Origin of the sequence: Enterococcus sp. E5-37, from assembly GCF_035726925.1 — a bacterium.
GTDB lineage: Bacteria > Bacillota > Bacilli > Lactobacillales > Enterococcaceae > Enterococcus_B > Enterococcus_B faecium.
Genome location: NZ_JAPMLG010000010.1, coordinates 41,367 through 63,243 on the forward strand (window position 1 = coordinate 41,367; position 21,877 = coordinate 63,243).

General features: G+C 38.1%; 18 protein-coding genes and 2 pseudogenes. 18 read left to right on the forward strand and 2 right to left on the reverse strand.

Annotated elements, in window-relative coordinates; all coding sequences use genetic code 11:
* Window positions 1-62: 62 nt before the first annotated feature.
* The 5 genes from OS138_RS09370 (at window position 63) to OS138_RS09390 (ending at window position 4,668) form a co-directional block, all read left to right on the forward strand.
* The gene (locus OS138_RS09370) at window positions 63-464 is read left to right on the forward strand and encodes an organic hydroperoxide resistance protein (RefSeq protein WP_325070052.1); all 402 of its coding nucleotides are present in this window, start codon (window positions 63-65) and stop codon (window positions 462-464) included.
* Between the two features lie 154 nt (window positions 465-618).
* Entirely contained in the window at window positions 619-1,950 is a 1,332-nt protein-coding gene (locus OS138_RS09375) for an FAD-containing oxidoreductase (RefSeq protein WP_010727422.1), read from the forward strand.
* Window positions 1,951-1,971: 21 nt separating this feature from the next.
* A complete protein-coding gene (locus OS138_RS09380; RefSeq protein WP_325070054.1) occupies window positions 1,972-2,598 on the forward strand; it encodes a cysteine hydrolase in 627 nt (208 codons plus the stop codon).
* Window positions 2,599-2,780: 182 nt separating this feature from the next.
* Window positions 2,781-3,362, forward strand: coding sequence for a TetR/AcrR family transcriptional regulator (locus tag OS138_RS09385; RefSeq protein WP_325070055.1), 582 nt, complete (start codon window positions 2,781-2,783; stop codon window positions 3,360-3,362).
* Between the two features lie 730 nt (window positions 3,363-4,092).
* Window positions 4,093-4,668 (forward strand): SOS response-associated peptidase, encoded by a 576-nt coding sequence (locus OS138_RS09390; RefSeq protein ID WP_325070056.1) that lies wholly within the window; start codon window positions 4,093-4,095, stop codon window positions 4,666-4,668.
* 205 nt (window positions 4,669-4,873) lie between these two features.
* Here the strand turns inward: OS138_RS09390 and OS138_RS09395 are convergent, their stop codons facing one another.
* The gene (locus OS138_RS09395; protein ID WP_325070057.1) at window positions 4,874-5,212 is read right to left on the reverse strand and encodes a hypothetical protein; all 339 of its coding nucleotides are present in this window, start codon (window positions 5,210-5,212) and stop codon (window positions 4,874-4,876) included.
* Between the two features lie 294 nt (window positions 5,213-5,506).
* Between OS138_RS09395 and mazE the strand changes: the two genes are divergently transcribed.
* From mazE to tnpA, 5 genes and pseudogenes are all read left to right on the forward strand, one after another.
* Window positions 5,507-5,737 (forward strand): type II toxin-antitoxin system PemI/MazE family antitoxin, encoded by a 231-nt coding sequence (gene mazE, locus OS138_RS09400; RefSeq protein WP_010728130.1) that lies wholly within the window; start codon window positions 5,507-5,509, stop codon window positions 5,735-5,737.
* Window positions 5,737-6,078 carry a type II toxin-antitoxin system PemK/MazF family toxin gene (locus OS138_RS09405; protein WP_002349927.1) on the forward strand — a complete coding sequence of 114 codons (342 nt, stop codon included), beginning with the start codon at window positions 5,737-5,739 and terminating at the stop codon, window positions 6,076-6,078. The genes mazE and OS138_RS09405 overlap by 1 nt, the downstream gene beginning before the upstream one ends.
* Window positions 6,079-6,926: 848 nt before the next feature.
* Window positions 6,927-7,112, forward strand: a complete 186-nt coding sequence (locus OS138_RS09410) for a hypothetical protein (protein ID WP_002304207.1) — start codon at window positions 6,927-6,929, stop codon at window positions 7,110-7,112.
* Between the two features lie 504 nt (window positions 7,113-7,616).
* Complete coding sequence (locus tag OS138_RS09415) at window positions 7,617-7,811, forward strand: hypothetical protein (protein ID WP_002295146.1); 195 nt, start codon at window positions 7,617-7,619, stop codon at window positions 7,809-7,811.
* A gap of 242 nt (window positions 7,812-8,053) precedes the next feature.
* Window positions 8,054-8,502, forward strand: a pseudogene (gene tnpA / locus OS138_RS09420) (IS200/IS605 family transposase).
* Between the two features lie 201 nt (window positions 8,503-8,703).
* Here the strand turns inward: tnpA and OS138_RS09425 are convergent.
* Window positions 8,704-9,534: a manganese catalase family protein gene (locus OS138_RS09425; RefSeq protein WP_002286789.1), complete on the reverse strand. Its 831-nt coding sequence runs from the start codon at window positions 9,532-9,534 to the stop codon at window positions 8,704-8,706.
* A 207-nt stretch (window positions 9,535-9,741) separates the two neighbouring features.
* Between OS138_RS09425 and OS138_RS09430 the strand changes: the two are divergent.
* The 8 genes and pseudogenes from OS138_RS09430 to OS138_RS09465 all read left to right on the forward strand — a co-directional run bounded on the left by OS138_RS09430 (window position 9,742) and on the right by OS138_RS09465 (window position 21,827).
* A pseudogene (locus tag OS138_RS09430) lies at window positions 9,742-11,076 on the forward strand (ABC transporter substrate-binding protein).
* A gap of 40 nt (window positions 11,077-11,116) precedes the next feature.
* Window positions 11,117-12,028 (forward strand): carbohydrate ABC transporter permease, encoded by a 912-nt coding sequence (locus OS138_RS09435; RefSeq protein ID WP_002286787.1) that lies wholly within the window; start codon window positions 11,117-11,119, stop codon window positions 12,026-12,028.
* A gap of 61 nt (window positions 12,029-12,089) precedes the next feature.
* On the forward strand, window positions 12,090-12,878 hold the full coding sequence (locus tag OS138_RS09440; RefSeq protein ID WP_223315397.1) for a carbohydrate ABC transporter permease: 789 nt from the start codon (window positions 12,090-12,092) through the stop codon (window positions 12,876-12,878).
* A complete protein-coding gene (locus OS138_RS09445) occupies window positions 12,875-13,492 on the forward strand; it encodes a YesL family protein (RefSeq protein WP_002286784.1) in 618 nt (205 codons plus the stop codon). Before OS138_RS09440 ends, OS138_RS09445 begins: the two co-directional genes overlap by 4 nt.
* A gap of 1 nt (window position 13,493) precedes the next feature.
* A complete protein-coding gene (locus OS138_RS09450) occupies window positions 13,494-14,012 on the forward strand; it encodes a phosphatase PAP2 family protein (protein WP_002286782.1) in 519 nt (172 codons plus the stop codon).
* A 297-nt stretch (window positions 14,013-14,309) separates the two neighbouring features.
* Window positions 14,310-18,824 (forward strand): SpaA isopeptide-forming pilin-related protein, encoded by a 4,515-nt coding sequence (locus OS138_RS09455; RefSeq protein WP_325070060.1) that lies wholly within the window; start codon window positions 14,310-14,312, stop codon window positions 18,822-18,824.
* Window positions 18,824-20,137: a pilin N-terminal domain-containing protein gene (locus tag OS138_RS09460; RefSeq protein ID WP_086324495.1), complete on the forward strand. Its 1,314-nt coding sequence runs from the start codon at window positions 18,824-18,826 to the stop codon at window positions 20,135-20,137. The genes OS138_RS09455 and OS138_RS09460 overlap by 1 nt, the downstream gene beginning before the upstream one ends.
* On the forward strand, window positions 20,130-21,827 hold the full coding sequence (locus OS138_RS09465; protein WP_325070061.1) for a SpaH/EbpB family LPXTG-anchored major pilin: 1,698 nt from the start codon (window positions 20,130-20,132) through the stop codon (window positions 21,825-21,827). The genes OS138_RS09460 and OS138_RS09465 overlap by 8 nt, the downstream gene beginning before the upstream one ends.
* Window positions 21,828-21,877 lie beyond the last annotated feature (50 nt).

Sequence of the window (21,877 nt, forward strand, 5' to 3'; positions counted from 1 at the left end):
TTACTTGTCATACACTATAATTATAGCCAAGTAGCAAATGGTCAATCGAAAGGAGCAGTACAATGAAAAAAGCATACGAAACAGCAATGATCAACCATGGCGGGCGCAATGGAGAAGTCGAGGCACCAAATGGCTCGATGCATATGAAAATCACTCCTCCAGGAATCCATGCAGAAGGAACAAATCCAGAACAATTATTTGCAGCAGGTTATGCTTCTTGTTTCAATGGGGCGGTACAACATATGATCAAAGAAGCAGGAATGACAGCAGAGTCCACAGTAAAAGCACGTGTCTCTCTTTATAATTTAGATGATGGCGGCTATCAGATCGGTGTAGTATTAGAAGTGCATATCGATGGCATCAGCGAAGAAGAAGCCCAAAAAATTGCAGAAGATGCGCATGAATTCTGCCCTTACTCCAAAGCAACTAGAGGAAATATCGATGTAGGAGTAACGATTGTTTAGAAGAATAAAGGAAATCGAACCAGACTAAAAACGTGAAAGGACCGCTTTTTGTCTGGTTTTTTTTGACAAATAAAGCAGATGATTTGGAAAATAGACGATTATCGGTTATCATATTTTTGTACCAATCGGTAGGTAAAAAATAAGCGAGGGAAAAATGATGGAAAAATATCAAAATATTGTGATCGGTTTTGGAAAGGGCGGTAAGACTTTAGCGAAGGCGTTAGCTTCAAAAGGTGAATCGGTTTTAGTCGTTGAAAAGTCAACACGTATGTATGGCGGAACATGTATCAACATCGGCTGTATTCCTTCTAAATCATTGATTTTCAATGGAGAAAGAGGAATCGACTTTACAGAGGCTGTTGCTCGGAAAGAAAAATTGACGGGCATGCTTCGAGCCAAAAATTATCATATGATCAGTGATGAGGCAACTGGGACAGTGATGGACGGTACAGCACGTTTTCTTTCTAACCATCAAATCGAAGTGACGAATAATGGCGAAAAAGTGATTGTTGAAGGCGAACGGATTTTCATCAATACTGGTTCTGAACCAATCATTTTACCAATTAAAGGATTGAATACAAGTCGCTACTTGATTGATTCTACTCAAGCGATGGATCAGGAACAATTACCGGAAAAATTAGTGATCATCGGGGCTGGATATATTGGCTTGGAATTTGCATCAATGTTCAATGAATACGGATCTAAAGTTGTCGTTCTTGATGCCCATCCTGAATTTCTTCCTCGTGAAGATGAAGATATCGCGCAAATGATTTTAGAAGACATGACAAATGCGGGAATCGAATTCCATCTAGGTGTATCTGTAGATCAAGTAGCAGACCAAGAATCAACAGCTGCCGTCACCTTTACAGAAGATGGCCAAGAAGTAACAATCCAAGCGTCAAAAGTTTTGGCTGCAACTGGAAGAAAACCAAGTACAGCATCACTTGGATTAGAAAATACAGATGTTAAACTAACAGATCGCGGAGCAATCGCTGTGGATGAATACCTTCGTACAGATGCAGACAACATTTGGGCGATTGGAGACGTCAAAGGCGGATTGCAGTTCACTTATATCTCTCTAGATGATTATCGAATCATTATGGATCAGTTGAAGGGCGAGAATAAACGAACAACGAATAACCGGAAAGCTGTGCCTTACAGTGTATTTATCACTCCGACTTTATCCAATGTAGGTTTAACAGAAAAACAAGCCAAAGCACAAGGCGTCAATTACAAATTATTCAAGTATATGACAAGCGGTGTCCCTAAAGCACAAGTATTAGAAGATCCTAAAGGTGTATTCAAAGTTTTAGTCGACCCTGAAACTGACTTGATTCTAGGGGCAAGTATCTATGCGGAAGATTCTCATGAAGTCATCAACTTGATTTCGCTAGCTATGAATGGAAAACTTCCTTATACGTTATTGAGAGATCAAATCTATTCTCATCCAACAATGAGTGAAGCTTTAAATGATGTATTAAAATAAATAACGAATGGAGAATCCACCATGTTCAATAATAAAAATACAGCAGTAGTTCTCACTGACCCGCAAGTCGAGTTCTTGAAACCAGCAGGCGGCGGCTTTGGTTTGACAAAAGATATCTTAGAAAAATACAATACGATCGAAAACATGATCGAAATGGTGAAACAAGCAAAAGAAAAAGGATACAAACTCTTTATTTCTCCTCATTATTTTTACCCACATGACCATAAATGGCAATTTGGCGGTGCAGGAGAACACATGATGCTTGAACAGCAGATGTTTGCTAGAAAAAGTCAATATGAATCAGTTGAAGAAGGTTCAGGAGCTGATTTCATCGAAGAATTGAAACCATATTTGGATGAAAATACGATTATCAGCTCTCCTCATAAAATCTTTGGACCAGAAAGCAATGATTTGGCGCTCCAATTGAGAAAAAATGGAATCGACACAGTGATTCTTGGTGGAATGAACGGAAACTTGTGTAGCGATTCCCATATGCGTGAATTGGTAGAGAGTGGATTCAATGGTGTGGTAGCGACAGATGCAATTGGTGCTCCTGGTCAAGAAGCAATGGATGCAGCGTTGACGAACTTTGGCTTTATTGCAGATCAAGTGATGACAACAGAGGAAGTATTAGAGCAACTATCATAAGATAGAAATTGCTTTTGTCCTCGCAGTTCTTGAATCAATGAACATCTAGCTATATGAGAACAGTTTTATAGTGAGGGCTGTGTCAGATAATTTGGCACAGTCTTTTTTAAACGATTAAGAAGAAAAAATGATGAATTTATTGTATAATATAGGACTATGAGAAATGAAAAAGGAGAATATCATTGAAAACAAAGGAAAAGATCTTGGAAGCGACCAAAGATCTTATTTATAAAAAAGGCTATCATGAAACGTCAATCCGAGATATTCTAGCAGCTTCTGAGACGGGGAAAGGGCAATTTTATTATTACTTTTCTTCAAAAAAAGAAGTTTGTCTAGCGGTGATCCATGCGCATATGGTCGTGTGGCAGACAGAATTGTTCGAAGACATCTTAAATGCTGGAAAACAGCCAGAAGAAGCATTAGAAGAAATGTTGGACTGGATTTTTGCTGATCATGAGACACAGATCACTTATCATGGCTGTCCTGTAGGTAATTTGATTATTGAGTTGAGTACAGTGGATGAAGAATACCGTCTGTTGCTACTAGAATTAGTCAATCAATGGGTCAAGTATACGAAACAAAATATCCTGGCACTTTCTGAAGAAAAACTGTCCGATGAAGAAGCAGACCGTCAAGCCAAAGCGTTGATTGCTGAAATCCAGGGAAGTATCTTATTGTTGAAAGTCACACAGGATCTATCACTACTTAGACAAAATTTTCAATTGATCAAAGAAAGATTGTTAACTTCGCAAAAGGTTCTTTAATAATTAGAGGTTGTGACAGAAGTGGTCAGCTTCAAGAAATAAGAAGGAATTTACGAAAATTGCTTCTCAAATTTTTGTGAAATTTCGGCTTATTTTTCGAAGAAGCTACTTCTGGAACACCGTGTATTAGAGGTTGTGAAATCAGCGCTTTGACCTGAGTATTAGAGAAACAAACGGCAAAATAGTTCCTCATATTTTGCCGTTTTTTGAGCTAATACCGAAGGTTAGCTGATTGAACACCGTTTAGTGGAGAGGTTGTGAAAAAGCTGCCCTGCATCAAGTAATAAGAACAGCCAAATAAAAATAGCTGCTCATATTTTTCGTTTGGTTGGGCTTATTACCGCAGATGCAAGCTTTGGAACACCGTTTAAGGAAGAGGTTGTGAAAAAGTCGCTTAGTTTCGAGTAGTAAGAAAAATTTTGTGAAAATGGCTTTCTACATTTTTGCATAAATTTGGCTTAATACCGAGAAACTGGCTTTGGAACACCGTTTACCCAGAGGTCGTAAGCCTGCCGTTTCATTCCGAGTCACAAGGAACAATTTCAAAAAACAGCTTCTCATGTTTGTTGAATATTGTGACTTGTGACCGAGGAGTTGGCAGGAGAATACCATTCACTGGAGAGTTTGTCACTTGTCACAACTTTTTTAGTTCTACACAAATTGAAAGCGTTTTGTTGGTACGAACTTCTTGTTGCAGTGTATGATAGAAAAAAGATTGGGAGGGATTAGGATGTGTGGTCGTTATTTTTTTGATCTAGAGTCAGAGCTCCTTCAGAATTATTATCGAGAAGCCCAGAAGAAACAACCGGAGCAGGCAGCAGAATTAGCAGCTGGAGAAGTTTTTCCGTCAAATCTTGTTGTGACGTTAAGAAAAGAGGAAGAAAACATCTTCACTCCGGAAATCATGAAGTGGGGATTTACCGGATTTAAAAAAGGACAATTGATGATCAATGCCCGTGCAGAGACAGTAGAAGAAAAAAAGACCTTTCATCAACCATTTTTGCAAAATCGTTGTGTTTTCCCAATGAGTGGCTTTTATGAGTGGAATGAAGAAAAAGACAAATTTATGTTTTCAAATAAGGAAAAAATAGTGTATATCGGCGGTTTTTATCGTAGCCATCAGGATGAAAAAATGGCAGAATCAATCATAATGACTACTGAACCTAATCGCACAGTCGCACCAATCCATGACCGAATGCCGCTTGTCTTGACTGAAGAACAAATTGAACCTTGGGTAACAGATATTTCTTTTGCGCGAAAAATCATTACTCAGCAGATGCCTGAATTAGTAATGAAGAAGGTATAACATAATCGATTTTTCAAAGAAAGATCGGCAAAAAACAAAAAAGACTTCAGCACAGATCCCAAAAACAAAGAGAACAGAAGAAATGCTCATAAGTTGCATATACTGCATCTATAGAGTCACATTCGACCTTTCTAAGGTATAGCTTCTATTTGTTTTTTTACTCGTGCTGCGAGTCTTTTTTGTTTATACCTAACGATGTTTATCATTATGACTCTTTGAATTCTTGAAACCTAAAATTCAAACTTAACGACTGGTTGGCAGTTGTATATTCTCTGAATTTATAGATAAGAGGTTGCCATTTATCCACATTGATATGAGTTGGATCATGTAAAATCCCTTCTTCTACAAAAATAGCTACGATCTCACATTCTACAATAGCAAAGTCTTCTCTAGTTGAAATTCGTTGAACCAACGTTTCTATTTGAAGCGGGCATTCTTTGATCCGAACAGTTGAAACTTCTTCACCTGCTAGTTTCGTGAACTTTCCCAATTGAAATTTGTCAGAGCAAAAGGAATAGCCAGCTTTTTGTTTATAATCGGGCATGATAGGATGGCCTGTCGTCTTTGCGATTTTCTCGATTTTTTTCCAAAGCGTTTTATCTGCAAGATTGAAGGTAGCGGGGAGTTAGCTATAGTATTTGGGTAGCTTTTGGATCCATAGGTTCAATGTTTCTTGGATTATTTTTTTATTTAAAAAAAAATGAACTGGCTACAATTTATTTCTATTTATATCCAATAAGATATACTTTAAACAAAACAATTTTCTAGATAGTTTACAAAGGGGAATTTTGCGTTACTTAGTGTTATATAGTATACTTTTATTAAGGGAGTGATGATAATGCTTGTTACAAAATCTAGATTACAAGGAAGTTCTGTAGTGGTAACTTTACCTTCTGATAACGGAAAGAAACCTTCAGAAAACCAAGAATATATCGTTGTGTATTCTGATGATGGTACAATTACGTTAGTTCCAAAAATTAAAGATCCATTTAGTGGTGGGGAAGAGGCCGAGTATTATGAGAAAGACGAATGGGAAGATTTAACTCCTGAAGGGAGAGAAATTTTATAGTGTCAGGAGAAAGAATTTATATTCCTAAAAAAGGTGATATTGTATGGATTGATTTTGATCCCTCAGTAGGAAAAGAAATTCAAAAAAGACGACCAGGACTAGTCGTCTCTCGTTATGAATTTAACCGTAAAACAATGTTTTCGGTCATATGTCCAATTACTTCCACTATAAAGAATTTACCGACACGTTACTCATTACCTGAAGAGCTAGATATAAAAGGACAAGTAATTATTTCGCAATTAAAATCTCTTGATTTTAAGGAACGAAAACTCAAAAAAATAGAAAACTTACCATTGCAAGACATGGCTAAAATTGATCAGATTATACAGTATATGTTTTAAGCATTGTAAGTAAACTCTATAATATTTTTATACGCTAAACATAACGAAATTAAAAAAAGGCCAAGTAAATGTCGTTCATTCTACTAGTGTGGTCGATGGGATTAATTTCCGTATCTTAAACTAAAGAATATATAGCATTTTAAACGAATGATTGAGGTGATTTCCTCAAGTCATTCGTTTTTTTGTGTCACAAAACTTGTTTTTTCACGACATATCTTAACGTATACGAAAAGTCGCGACAATACTTTAACAGAAAGAAGAAAAAGAACAACTGACAGTTTTAGTCCTAAAAAATCTAAACTCTTTAGATATGAGTAATGTCATTTTAAACTATATCGATGCTTAAAAACGTAAAATTTGGGATCAAGATCTGTCTAGGAAAGAATTTCTATAGTTTAACTGAATAACACAAAAAGGCATATCATGCGACAAGAAAAACAATGAAAAGAGAAATTTGCCATCACTGGAACATCCGTACAGAAATTAGCATAGATTCTGAAAAATCTACCGCTAGTTTCTATTTAGTTGTTCTAACGACACCAATACTTGTAATGCTCGAAAATGTGCAATTGGGTCAGATAGTGAACCAAAGTAGAATCTCAAAGCGACAATTATGAATGTAAAAGTACCTTTTATGATTAGTTTATTCTCTAATTGATTACATCCCGTATAATTAATAAAATTACTTTGCCGATTACACGATCTTATGTCAGTAGAGCTTTTAGGTACACTATCAATACAGTTCATTCCAGTATAATGTAAGGTTTTTTTATTTGGAGTCACTTTTTGTCAATATTATTATTTACAATACATTCTATAATAAAAGCTATTTAAGGAAGTGTTTATAAATGAGTAAAAATTCTAAAGGATTCCTAACCATCTTATTAGCTTTTATAGGGTATATGTTGGTTGGGCTGCTAAAATCATACAGTAATGAGTTGCTGAATTTTTCAACATTTATTAATGATACATTAGTTCCAAGTTTGTTTTTCATTGTATTTTTTGCTGTTGGTTATTTTATAATAAAGATATAATGACTAATTTGGCTCAACTATTCCAGCGTCAGCTGAAGATATTGCAACTCCCAATTCCTTAATCATTTATCTGGATGAGACAGAAAGTGAAGTTGCAACAGATATGTATGTAGTTGAGGATAAAAATGATAGTTTAAAAATTAATAGTTCAGATACTTTACTAAGAGTAAGTCCTATCTTTTCAGCTGTTATTTAGATGCAAGTAGCAACTAAGTTAGGTTGTACTCCTGCAATGGATAGGTATTAGTGTGTTCGATATATAAGTGGTCGAAGTATCAAGGTTATGTATACTGGATGGGAGATAGAAGAGTTAAAAATTGGGGGTCACCGCCACAAATGGAATTTAGATTTAGAGGTACCTTAGATTTGGTATAGTTATTAAACACCAGATGCCCTGGTTTGTAGGGAAAGTCGAAGAGTATTTTTCCACTTCTGCGCCCCTTTAATTTTTCTAGTAATGCCGTGAATTTGTGATTAATTGGAAATATGAAGAAAGGAGAGTGTATGAAAACAACACTAGTTCTATTCTATAAAAAGCATCCTTATTTTACACTTCTGATAAATATATTGTTGGCTAGTGTTATCGGGATTTCTGTTGAATATCTAATAAATAAAGATTTCATAGGTTCTGGTTTTTATACGGCTTTATTTCTTGGACTTCTTGAAGCATTTTCAATTTATAAAAAATCAAAAAAATAAAATAGATTGCCGTAAGAGATCTTTTTCATTTCATTTTTTTCTGAAAACCCGTTGTTTCTGTCAGTGAAGCAGCGGGTTTTTAGATTTATTAATGACTTCAGTCAGTTTCGTGCGCAAAGCGTGCGAAACAAGAAAACCGCGCGTTTCTACGTGTGGAAGAAGTAGCTTTAGCGATAAAAAAATCCTTTCGATATACTAGTGAGTGGCTACCAACCGTTCATCAGATCGAAAGGAGTTTTTTCATGTCAAATGACGATAAAAGTTTAGCACATACTCGTTGGAATTGTAAGTATCATATTGTATTTACACCAAAATATCGACGAAAAGTAATCTATGGGCAATTACGAAAAGATCTTGGAAAAATACTTAGGAAGTTGTGCGAAATGAAAGATGTGGAAATCAAGAAGCACATGCAATGCCAGATCATATTCACATGCTTGTTCGAGTACCACCAAAAATAAGTATATCCAGTTTTACGGGGTATCTGAAAGGTCGTAGTGCGGTACTAATCCACGAGCAGCACACAAATCTCAAATATAAATACGGAAAAAAATCCTTTTGGTCGAAGGGATACTATGTGAGTACAGTCGGATTGAATCAAAAGACAATTGAAAAATACATCCGTGAACAAGAAGCTGATGATCGCATTCGAGATAGTATAAGTAAAAGAGAGTACGTAGAACCATTTTAAAAATAAAGAGAAGTAAGTGAGCGAAGATGAGCAGTTGGCGGTCTTTTAAAAAGCCCCTTTTAAGGGGCAGCGAGTGTCGACCCCTTCTAGGGGTATTAAAAAGCCACCCGTCTTCACGGGTGGATAGGTTACTAATGACTTTAGTCAGTTTTGCTCACAAAGCGTGTGGAACAAAAAACGGGTGTTTCTACGGGTAGATATTTATTTCTTGAATGGAGGTGTCCCATACATTTTTGGTGTTACTGGTTCTAATTTTGGTGCAGCGCCTTCGATCTTAGGTTCTTTCAACCATTGATATTCGCCTTCGCCATCCAGTGCTTTGCCACTAGCCCAAGAACCTTCACTACTTTGGTCTCCCTCTGAGAAGTTATAGAAGTCATAAGCAATGTCTTTTCGTTCTTTGTCACGCGGGAAAGTACTTGGGACTAAGATTGAACCTTCTTTTTCTTCTAATTCTTTCACTGCACATTCCCATAGATTTTGATGATAGCTATCTCTTGCAAGGAGAACAGACAGCATATCTTTTACGCCACGATCATCGATCATTTCGTAAATACGTGCTACTTGAAGTCTTCCTTGTGATTCGGCATTTAAATTAGCTCTAAAGTCTGCTAACAAGTTGCCACTCGCAATGATATAGGCACCGCTCCATGGATTGCCCACGCTGTCAGCAGGACGAGGTCCTAAGCCAGCTACGATCGCGTGCTGTGGATTCATTCCAGAGATAATGGCACCGATTGTTGGATCTTTTTGCATCGCTGCTTCTTGATCTTCAACAGGCGCACCCTCTAATAAACGAGCAACCATTGTCGCCAACATTTCCACGTGGCCGATTTCTTCTGTTGCAATGTCCATCAGCATATCTTTATATTTTTCTTCTCCTCGGCAGCTCCAGCCTTGGAACAGGTACTGCATAGCTACACTCATCTCGCCATATTGGCCGCCGATCAGCTCCTGCAGATATTTCGCGATTAATGGATTCGGACGATCTGGTTTTGCTTCAAACTGCAATTCTTTCTGGTGTCTAAACATCAAAATTCCTCCTAATCTATTTTTAATACATTCTCATTCTGCTACGAAAGATTAAAAAATTCAAAGAAAACGCTCGCTAATTATATAAAGTATTGGTATCATTAATAATTTTTTTAGAATCATACCTTATAAATTGTTATTTTCAGAACAAAATGATATCGTTATATTAAAACCGACATCGGTTACATTAAAATTTGGAGGTAAAATATGAAAAAATTATTGTTTACAGGGTTGCTGGCAAGTTCAGCATTGTTTTTATTAGGAGGATGCGGATCAAGTAATGCAAGCGATGCCAGTTCAAGTGCAGCAAATTCTTCTGAAAAAACAAGTGATGGAAGAAAAAATATTGATTTCTGGTCCTTTTGGGGATCCGGTGCACGAAAAGAAGCTATCGAAGAAATCATTGAGGATTTCAATCAATCATAAAACGAGATCCATGTAAATTATAAGTATCAGCCATGGGGTGACATCTGGACTAAATCTTTATCTGCAATAACAGCTGGAAATGCACCCGATGTTATTGTACAGGACATAAATTCCGTTGCCCAAAGAGCAGAAGCACAGCAAGCAACTAATCTCTCCAAATATGTAGAAAAAGACACTTCTAAGGATTTTTATCCGCAGCTTTGGGATACAGTAGAATATGAAGGTGATCCTTATGCGATCCCATTCAATACAGATACACAAGTCATTTTTTATAATAAAAAGTTATTTAAAGAAGCTGGAATCAGTGAACAAGATCTACCGACAACTTGGGATGAATTAGAAGAAACAGCACGTAAACTAGATAAAAAAGAAGGAAAAGAATTTACACGCATCGGTTTTTATCCATTATGGAATTTAGGGGCTGATGTATGGGCGCTAAACGCAGATAACGGGACTAGTTGGTTTGACAAAGATGAAAAATTCAAGATTGATACTAAAAATAAAGTGGAAGCCTTGGAGTGGATCCAAGACTGGCAAGATTATTATGGGAAAAATACGATCAATAAATTAGAAGCCGAATTTGGGTCTGGTGTATCTGATCCATTTATTTCCGGATTAGTAGCCATGCGTGCCCAAAATATCAATTATTACTCTAGTTTGATGGAAAATGCACCGGATGATTTTGATTTTGGCGTGATGCAGCTCCCAGAAAAAGAAGAAGGTTCAGGCCATTGGTCGTGGGGTGGCGGATTCGTCTTGGAAGTACCATACGGAGCAAAAGATCCTGAGGCCTCTTATGAATTCATCAAATATCTTTCTTCTCCAGAAGTACAAGAAAAATTCGGCGAAAAAAGTTTTGATATCATGGCGAGCAAGACAGCCAATGAGAATTTAGTGAATAATGACAACCTAACGGATAAAGGAAAAATGATCTATCAAATGGCGGACGAAAACTTTAAAAATACGGTGATCACACCAGTTCCTTTAGATGCTCCGGATTACACGACATTAGTGAATGAACAGATTGACCAGATTCTTTTAGGAACAAAATCACCAAAAGAAGGATTGGCAGATGCACAAAAAGCAGTAGAAAACTTAGTCAAGCAAAATCAATAATCCATTTTTGACTGTCTAGGTACAGAGGAGGCAAGAAAATTTGAAGCGTTTATCTATCCGAAAGAAAAAAGAAGCAAGATGGGCCTATTTATTTATCTCGCCTTTTATTATCGGGTTCTTGGTATTTATGCTAGGGCCTATGCTTTTTTCAGTTATTGGTAGTTTCACCGATTATAATTTGACATCCAAGATGAATTTCATTGGTCTAGCAAATTTCAAAAGAATGTTCGTTCACGATGATTTATTTTGGAAATCGTTATACAACACCGTTTATTTCGTCATCTTCAATGTACCGCTGACGACGATTTTCAGTGTGTTTTTAGCCACAGTACTCAATCAAAAAATCAAAGGAATCAGTGTATTCCGTACAGCTTTCTATTTACCGGCAGTCTTATCAGGAGTAGCAGTCTACATCTTATGGATGCAGCTGCTTTCTCCATCTGCAGGATTGATCAACACATTTCTGGGCTGGTTCCATATCCCTGGACCAGCTTGGCTGTTTGATCCACAATGGACGAAACCTGCGTTGATTTTGATGAAAATATGGAGTTCTGGAGGAGCAATGCTACTTTACTTAGCTACATTACAAAATGTTCCTAGATCTTTATATGAATCAGCAGAAATCGATGGAGCAGGCGTTTGGGGAAAGTTCAAAAGTATTACTTTGCCATTAATCACTCCTATTATTTTTTACGATGTGATCACCTCTACGATCGGTTCTTTCCAAATTTTTCAAGAAGCTTATGTCATGACGAAAAATGGAACAGGCGGACCTGCAAATTCTTTGCTTTTTTATAATCTGCATATGTGGAACAAGGCGTTCGTAGCTTTTGATATGGGTTATGCGATGGCTATGTCAATGATCCTGTTTCTGATCGTGTTGGTTCTGACGTTTGTCAATTTGAAGCTTGCACCTAAGTGGGTCTATTATTCTGGAGGTGACGGCAAATGATGGATTATTTCAAAAAGACCAGTGTGAATCGGCAAACAAAAAAATACTAAGTTATGTCCTCATGACAGTAATAGGAATCATTTTGATCATTCCATTGCTTTGGATGGTGTTTACTTCATTGAAACCAATGGAAGAAATCGTTCGTTATCCTCCGACCTTTTTCCCAGAAAAAATCGTATGGGAAAACTATCTGGATACGATTGCCGCCTTTCCTTTTTGGCGCTATGCAAGAAATACATTATTCATCACTGTGCTAGTAGTGATCGGTAATGTCCTTTCAAATTCTTTTATTGCTTATGGATTTGCGAAGCTTGATTTTCCTGGGAAAAAGCTGATGTTTGCTTTGGTTCTTTCTACGATGATGATCCCGGGGTTTGTAACGATGATCCCTCAATATGTATTATTCTCCAAGATCGGCTGGGTAGGTACTTATTTGCCCCTGATCGTTCCATCGTTCTTCGGCAATGCGTTCAATATATTTCTGATGCGTCAATTTTACTTATCGATCAATAATGAATTGATCGAAGCTGCTGAAATCGACGGAGCGAATCATTTGTACATTTGGAGTCATTTGATGCTTCCATTGACGAAACCTGCCTTGATTACCATTGCGATCAATTCCTTCAACGCAGCTTGGAATGATTTCTTAGGTCCTCTGTTATATATCCAAGATCAAGAAAAATACACGTTACAGATTGGCTTGCAAGTTTTTCAGAACCAAGCAACGACACAATGGAATTATCTGATGGCAGGAGCAACACTTGTCTTGATCCCGACGATTTTGCTGTTCTTTTTTGCACAACGTTATTTCATTGAAGGGATGGATTTGACAGGAGGTTCAAAAGGATGATGAATCGATCGATTGGTAAAAAAGCCAATGATTATTTCTTAGAAATCATTGAATGGATTCCACGTCTTATCCATTTACAGCTACTATGGTTCCTGTGCGTCTTGCCTGTTTTCACATTAGGAACTGCAAGTCGAACAGTTCTGTATATGATTTATCATTACAAAAAAAATGAAGAGAAAAAGCTCGGTTCACTATTCTGGAAAAAGTTTCGTGAGAACTTCTCTCTTTATGGAAAGCAAGATAGTTTAGCAAGTGTTTATTTTCTTCTTCTATTGATCGATTATCAGATTTTCCGCTATTGGGGTGGGGGAATTGGCTATACATTGATGTATACTACGTTGTTTTTGCTTCTATTAAGCGCGCTTCTCTTTAGTTACAAAATCTTGCTTCAACTGGAACAAAAAGAAGCTTCTTGGATTACTGCATTTTTCTTGTTTTTTAATGATTTCAAAAGCGCGCTTTTCTATTTGGCAGGCACGTTGATCCTTCTTGTCGCATTCTGGTTTGCAGGACCAATCTATTTTGCTTTATTAGGTTTCAGTTTCTTGTTTTATTTTCAAGTCCTGCTTTTTATCCATCGTACGCAAGAAAAGGTTCTTAAAAAGGAGGAATAACATGTTGCGTTTGATTGCTAAAATCGATGATAGTATTATCAACAAGTTCGCCAAGCAACGGAAAACGGATAGTCGAAAAATCAATTTTTTGAAATTTATCAGTAATATCTCTAATGGTGGTTTTATTTGGTTGCTCCTTGCTGCTGTTTTAGTCTTGATACCTGATACTAGAGAATATGGTCTAGCCATTCTTATCGGCAGTTTGATCTATTTTTTTGTTGGTTTGCTTTTTATCAAAAAAACGACAAGACGGAAAAGACCTTATGAAAAAAATCGTCGGCTTGTCCTTTACACAAGTAAACCGAAGACTTCTTCTTTTCCTTCAGGACATACAGCGCTAGCCTTTTTATCAGTAGCTGCGTTGTTCGAATTAAGTCCAGTTGCAGGAATATTAGCCTTTTTATTTGCTTGTTTGATCGCTTATTCGAGGATTTTTTTACTTTTACATTATCCTACTGACATTTTAGGAGGAGCTATTTTAGGAAGTGTTATTGGCATCCTATGCGCTGCCGTTATCTGAATTAATTGTACGAATAAAGCATGAGTGCGTAAATGCGCATTTGTGCTTTATTTTTTTGTTTCGAGGAAAGCGTAGTTGTTTATTCATCTGTCTTAATAACTTAAGTTTCATTAAATGAGAATGTTATAAAATTTTATAATTAAATTTTAATAATAAATGTTGTATAATTGGTGTTTTTTAACTGAAAAGGATATTATTTGATTTAAAATTAAAATTAAATTAAATTATAATTAGATGGGTATTGTTTTGTTGATTGTTGTGAAAGAAGACAAATATTTTTGAAAGGAGTATAAGGATGTGAAAGGGTTAAAATTGAAGCTTTTGCAGTTAGTAACTGTCAGTTTGCTATTTGGACCATATTTCCAGTCAGTCTATCATATGACGACACTGGATGTAGCTGCTGAGTCAACAGAAACAAAGGAGGATGAGGTATTCTTAGATGAGGACTATGCAAAAATTGAAGGGAAGTATATTGAAAAAGAAGAAACCCTTGAATGGCATCTGGCTTTTGAAAAAAAGGAAAGTGCCAATGAAGGTAGAATACGTTTAGCAATCGATGCGGCAGCCGCCGGGATTGGTACCGTAAAAAACGTTCGTGGAACAGGTCTATCCTCCTATGATGAAGATGGAGAAGACCTAAAAGTCGAGACGATCGATGGTCAAGAATGGTATGTCGGAAAAGTTTATTCAAAAGAAGCAGAAACCGGCACATTGATTTTTGAAACAGAAAAGATCCCCGATGTGAACGAAGGGGAACTACCTCTTCAAGTGGTGGTTGATGAAAGAATAGATAACCAAGAATTACAAGAAAATGAAACTGATACAGAAGATTCCGCTGAAATTCAACGTAGCGAAGAAAATGAGATGGAAAAGCTGGACGAACCAATCGTACCCAGCGGTCAAGCACTCCAGCGCATTCAACGCCAGTTATTCAACGGTATTTTGGAGCGTCTTGGGCCAACAGCTACGCAAGACCCCTATGAATATATCTATCCTAGTGGAGAAGTTGAAAACGAACAGCATCGCTACCCGAAATTTACAACGAATGACTATACAAAAGTAAAAGTGTTAGGAAATTGGACACAAAGCAATGAACGCTATCAAGGAGACAAAGGCTCGCCATATGACGGAGAGAACTTGATCGATGATAGTGATTATACAAATGGGGGAGCGAACTGGCGAAATTACGACTATGCTACTAATAATGGATCAACTGCAGGCGAAGAAGGTAGAAACGTTCCAGCTCAAACCGTTCAGCTTTGGGGAAATGAACGGAATTTTGAAAACAGTTACTTGGATTATAACGGGGCGTACATCAAAAAATGGGTAGAACCTGTTCTGCCAAGCAGCACAGCATCTGATCTACATCCTGAAGATGCAACAACCCTTTACAATGTCTATCTAGATGTCATCGGGGGCGAGAAAAAGGAAATCAGTCCAATCGATATCGTTTTTGTTCTAGATAAGTCAGCGAGTATGAGTGAATTAACCGCTGGGACCAATAGTCAAACTAAAAATGCTGCGTTGATTGAGGCAGTAAACGAAATGAGTAAAGATCTGCTCTCTGACCCGAGTCTGGATATTCGAATCGGTATGGTAAATTTTTACCATAATAGTACAGCTATCAATAACCATGAGCAAATCAGTTCGGACATCTTTCCATTGACAAATGATATCAATCGTTTGACGGGAAGTGAGAATACAGCATTAAATCGTACACCAATTGGAGGGACTCCGCTTACACTAGGGCTTAAAAATGGCTATGAAACATTGTATAAAGACAATGGCGGAGAAAATAGAAATCCAGAAAAAATCCTGATCGTTGTGGGAGATGGGACACCGACCTTCAGTTATGCACCGATTCAGTCAAGTTATCGTACGAGCACTAATGGAGCTTGGAGCAACTGGACTGTGATGGAAGATAAGATTGCTGAAGATAATGGCGTTTTGTTCAGAAATTTTGAGGACTTTTCTGGGAATACTTCTAATGCAGGGTTTACTCATCCAGTTACCTACGCATCTGACTTTAACCGTCCAGAAGATGAAGTAAATGTACACTATCGTTATGGAGAGGTAAAAGAAGGAGATAATAAAGCGACTCACTGGGTTGGTGATGGTTCTTCTAATAACAATACGAATGGCAGTCCTACTTCGCAAGAAAAGTCATCTGCGATCAACACAGTTGCTTATCATCATTGGATGAAAAACAAGTATCAAGAGAACCCGCCAAGTATCTTCTCCATTGGTTTAGGAATCGATGGAAACGTTAGCGGGAGACAACGACTAGATGCTATTGGACGAAATGTATTGAAAAATATTGCTGATTTAGAAGAAGATGGCGTAACACCGAGATATTACAATGCGAATAACAAGAATGACATTGTTACAGCCTTGGAGGATATCTCTTCTACCTTCAAGAGAACGATCCAGCAAGCCACACTTTATGATGAAACTGGTTTTAATGTCTCACCATTTGGAGCTGGCAGATCGGCAGATATTCAGTTTTACCATCTAGATCCAGGAGAAAACGGCATGAAGTACCAAGAGCCAGAAATATGGGATGAAGAACGTCATGGACAAGCCCCACCAGAAGTAGTGGCGACTCCGACAACGTATGTCGGACGGGAAAACCAAGCTTATAAATTTTCTCCGATTTCTTTAGGTGAAGGGGAAATGGTCAGGATCAAGTACCAAGTAAAACTTGATGCGGGAGCTCAAGACGGAAACTTTTATACAGTGAACAATATGGCCTATATTCAGAACCTGGAGGATTATGAGAATGATATCACTACTGGACGGATGTATTTCCCATCTCCTTCCATTCGTTACGAACATAAAGGCCGTAATTTCCAAGTCAGCAAGAAGGGTCAAAATGGCGAGCCGTTGGCTGGAGTCGAATTTGCATTATATGACCAAAATCCAGAGAGTGGGGAAGCCGAACCAATCGAAACAAGTAAAACTACAACGGACGGAATAGCGATCTTTGAAACGAAGATGTCGATTTTAGGAGATGAAACTGGAGCAGTCAGCGACATATTTTGGATCAGAGAGATCGCCGGACCACCACGTTATCAGTTAGTAGATGAGACGTATCAATTCCAAATCAAAAAATATGCAGCCAACGAAGATGAGATGTTAGGTCACTACGAGCTTGTAGATGAATATACATCTGGTTCGAGAGTCGGCGGACCGGAAGGTAAAGATCCGGATTCCTATTATGAAGGAGAATATCACAAGCTTTCTGTTGTACAAGAGCCCAACATAGAAGGCACAGAGTATGATGAGTTGTATGTCAAACTGGAAATGCGAAATGAATTCAAGCCAATCCACATGAATATCAATAAACTAATTGAAGGCAGTAATATGCCAATCAATGGCGCAGAGTTTGAACTTTATGAAACAGATGGTAACGGACTGGAAATCGGATATCCAGTAGCGAAAGGGCTTTCTGGTGTGAACGAAGCAGAGGAAGAGAAAGGGAAGCTCACGTTCTATTCAGTAGATGAAGATGGGAAATATGTAATCGTGGATGGTGAGAAAGTTATTCATCCAATCGGAGAGTCAGATTCATTTGTTTATAAGGATAGTGAAGAAACTACCAACTATGCAGAATACAAAATCATTGAGAGCCAGAACCCAGAAGGTTTCAAAGAACCTGACGAAAATGACACATGGATCTTGCGACTTTACGATAATGGTATAGGGACTATCCAGCTCAAGCAAACAGGTGAAGAAAATTGGCAATATCTCACGTATACAACAGATGAAGAGGATCGATTATGGGTAGCATTCACTGCTTACAATACGTTTGATTATCGGGAGATCCGAGTTAGAAAATTAGACCATGAAGGCCATACATTAGATGGTGCAGGTTTCGATATCAGGAAAGTGGGGGATTCTTCCTTCCCGCTGTATCGAGCATACACTGGTAATCCGTTAGAACCAGAAGAATCGAAACGTTTGCCTGGGATCGGATACTTCTATTCTCGTGCCGTAGGAGTAGAAAAGTATGTCGATTTAAATTACGACCAACCTCTGCATCTGTCTATCGGTGAATATGAGGTCTCGGAATCTGTCGCACCAAATGGGTATCGGCTATCTGATCAAGTGTTCCAGTTTGCACTGAATGAAGAAGGTAAGTTTATCATTGAAGATACGGTCATCGAAGACGAAACTGCTCCCTTGCCGGAAGGCTATGAAATCATCGATGGTGTACTACAAGTAACCTTAGAAGATGAACTAGCGCCAATCGATTTGGAACTTTTGAAAATTGACAGTATGAATAGCCGACGTCTTGAAGGCGCAGAATTTTCAATTGAGAAACAAAATAGTGCAGGAGAATATGAAATCATCGATGGAGGCTTGGCACCAGATCCAAACGATTCTTCCCTATTCAATGCTTCAGACTTATTGGAAGGGGTCTATCGGATCAAGGAAGTGAAGTCACCTGACAGCTATAGAAAACTTCCAGGTTACTTTATTTTAGAAATTAGTTATCGAGAAGAACCCGACATGGAAAATGATCGGGTAGTTCCAGGAAAAGAAGCGGGTACACTAAAAGTTGAGGTTTCGTATTATCCAAACGAAGAAGCAGAGACGCCTGATCTACAGCAAGAGTTAGAATATGAACTTTTGGAGACAAATCGAATCAGATTACAGCTTAGTGTCGGGAACGATCCTGAAAATCCGTTGCCTGCTACAGGAGGATCCGGACGATTATTCTATATCCTGCTTGCTGCATTCTTCATGGCGCTTGCAGGAGCAGCCTATGGTTTGTTTGTCAGACAATCTAAAAAGGAGGGAGCAAGGTAATGAAAAAGCTGTTGTGTTTGATGCTTCAATTACTTGTTTTACTACCGCTTGCAGCAGTCCTTCTTCCACAGGCGATGTCGGCAGAAGAATCAGGGGAAGAGGTCGTGGAATTCGTGTTGCATAAACGGATGATTCGAGATATCGATTATAACGATCAATTTGAATACCATGAAAATGATGGCTTGGCTATCTCTGAGGAAGCAGGGGAAACAGCAGATATCATTTCACAGACGGTGCCACTAAATGGAGCGACATTTGCCATTTACGACATGACCGATTATTATCATGAAAAAAAAGCTGCTGAAAACATGACTCCTAAAGAATTCGTCCAGCAAATCGCTGAAACGAACAGAAACAATATCCGTCAGCTAATCACAGAAGAAAGGCTTGTCCAAATAGGGACTTCGGTAACAACTGGGAAAGATACGGTTGGCGGATTAGGAGACGGGATTGCACGTATCAAGGCACCTAAGAAAAACCAAGATCGGGATGCAGTTTATTTGATTTTCGAAGAATCGATTGATCCAGAAGTTGGATTGGATGTTGATATCGATCAGACAGCTATCCCAATTGCTGCTATTTTGCCAATTTATCATCCGACAGAATCAACCGAGGAACTGCAAGAGATTCATATCTATCCTAAAAATGTCGGTTATTTAAGAGATCCATACTTCTTCAAGTATGGACGTCAAAGAGGAACAACTGAAAAAGGAAAACCATTAGAAGGTGCTGTTTTTGCTCTATATCAGATGATAGAAGGGGAGAAATATTATTTAGATATGGCTCCTGCTAATGACCTGAAAAATCAATGGATCAAACCAGCAGACAATGATCCTTTGAATGACAAAAATGTAAGCAAATTCATTTCGGATAAAGAGGGTCTTGTTACGACAGGACAACGTTTCTTGCCTTCTGGCACCTATTATTTTGAAGAATTAAAAGGTGTGGAAGGTTACGAGATGGATGAAGCAAGTAAGCGAATCGAGGTCATCATCCCTGAATTTTGGGTGGATGCAAAAGGCCAACCACAATATGTAGTAGTTAACGGACAGGAGATGGCTGAATTAGAATCCGGAAAAGTTCCAGTCTCTGCCTATGAATCCGCAACACCACGTGTTTATAACGAGACCGTAAAAGAAACAACGGACAAACCGAAAGAGCCGAGTGGTCCAAGCAATCCAGGTCAATCAGGAAAATGGTCCGTATTCCCGCAAACAAATGAAGCAAGAACGTTGATTTCTTTACTAGGAATTCTTTTATTGTTAGGTGCTGTTTTATTAATAAAAAAAGAACGGGGAGAAAAAAATGAATAAAAAAATGATTGTCACGGGAATGAGTGTACTGTTACTCGTTACTGCGGGAATAGGGAGTTTCGGGAACGGAAAACTAGTCCAAGCCGAAGAAGTCGCACAAAAACCAAGTGAAGTGACGATTACATTACACAAAAAAGGATTCTCAACTGTTCCGGAAGAACGACCGAATAGCGGATTGGTTTCTACGGATTTTGGTGAAGAAAATATTCCAGGAGTCGATTTTGATTTGTTTGACGTAACGGAAGTATATTACGATTTGATTCGAGATAATCCTTTAACACCGGAACGAGAAGACGGTCTTAATTCTGCCGAAGCGATTGAATGGATTCAAAAACGGCACACAGAAAGTTGGTTTTTAAAATATCGACTGACAAGTATTGACAAACAAACAACGAATGAAGCTGGAGAAGCGGTATTCTCTACCGTCCAAGTGACGGAAGAAGCACCTTCTTCTAGAGATAAAGTCTATCTTTTCTTAGAAACTTATTCGCCAGCTCATATTTCCAGAATCGCGTCTCCAATGGTTGTCATGATGCCAGTGATGATGCCTGATATGGTGGATGGTGTGTGGGATGGTTCTACATGGAAAGACACATACAATACAGATGTGCATTTGTATCCGAAAAACGAAATCAGAGAAGCAGATAAACAGATGAATGTAGAGGAAAGCGACCTTAGACAAGTAACGATTATTAATGAAGCTGGAGAACAAGAAACGATTTCTTATATTGATCTAGAAAGAGGAAAAACGGCTTCTTACACGATCACAGCACCTATTCCTTATTTCATCGATTCTGTCCTTGAAAACGGAAGCGCTGTTATCAAAAATTACAAAATTACAGATACGCCTACAGTTGGTCTAACTTATTATGATCAGGAAATAGAAGTGCGGGCCGGCGAGACGATTTTAACAAAAGGACAAGATTATATAGTAGAAGTAGTAAACAACGGGTTTGTCGTGACGATTTTGACAGAAGAAAATGGAATAGCCAAAGTAGATACTTTAGGTAGATTAGCAGATGCACGTGGAGGAGATTTAACGATCACGTATAATTTGAAGGTTTCCACAGAACTAGAAGCGGATGATTTCCATAACAACACAGCGGTTATTGAAATCGGACGAAATGATGAATTTGATTATGAAGAAGGAGTAGAGCCGCCAGAGAAAGTCACAACAGGTGGAAGAAAGTTTGAAAAATATGATGCATCAAGCAGTGAATTGCTTAAAGATGCAAGATTCGAATTGTGGAATGAAGACCGTTCTGAATACGCAATATTTTATAAAGGGGAGTCGCCTTTAGCTGTTTATGAATCAGGAGCAGATAGAATTGAGTGGGCAACAAGTGGACAAGCAACAGAATTTTTCACAGATGGAAATGGATACTTTGAGGTTCAAGGGTTAGATTATGGAACCTATCAAATGAAAGAGACCATGGCGCCAGAAGGTTATGTACTTCCAACAGGTGAGGCAGCCTTTACTGAATTTATCATCACTTATGGTAGCTATAATGAAGAAATTCAGATCGTAGGAGTAGAAAATCCAGGGCCAGAAAGAGTACCGAATATGAAACGCGGGTCACTTCCTGCTACTGGTGGGAACGGGCTCTTGGCATTCTTACTAATCGGAATAAGTTTGATGATTGGAGCGTACAGCTGGTACCGTAAATCTAAAATGAAGTCTGAAGTATAAGCAACAAAAATAAGCTACAGCAATCGGTTTTATAAAGGTTGCTGCAGTTT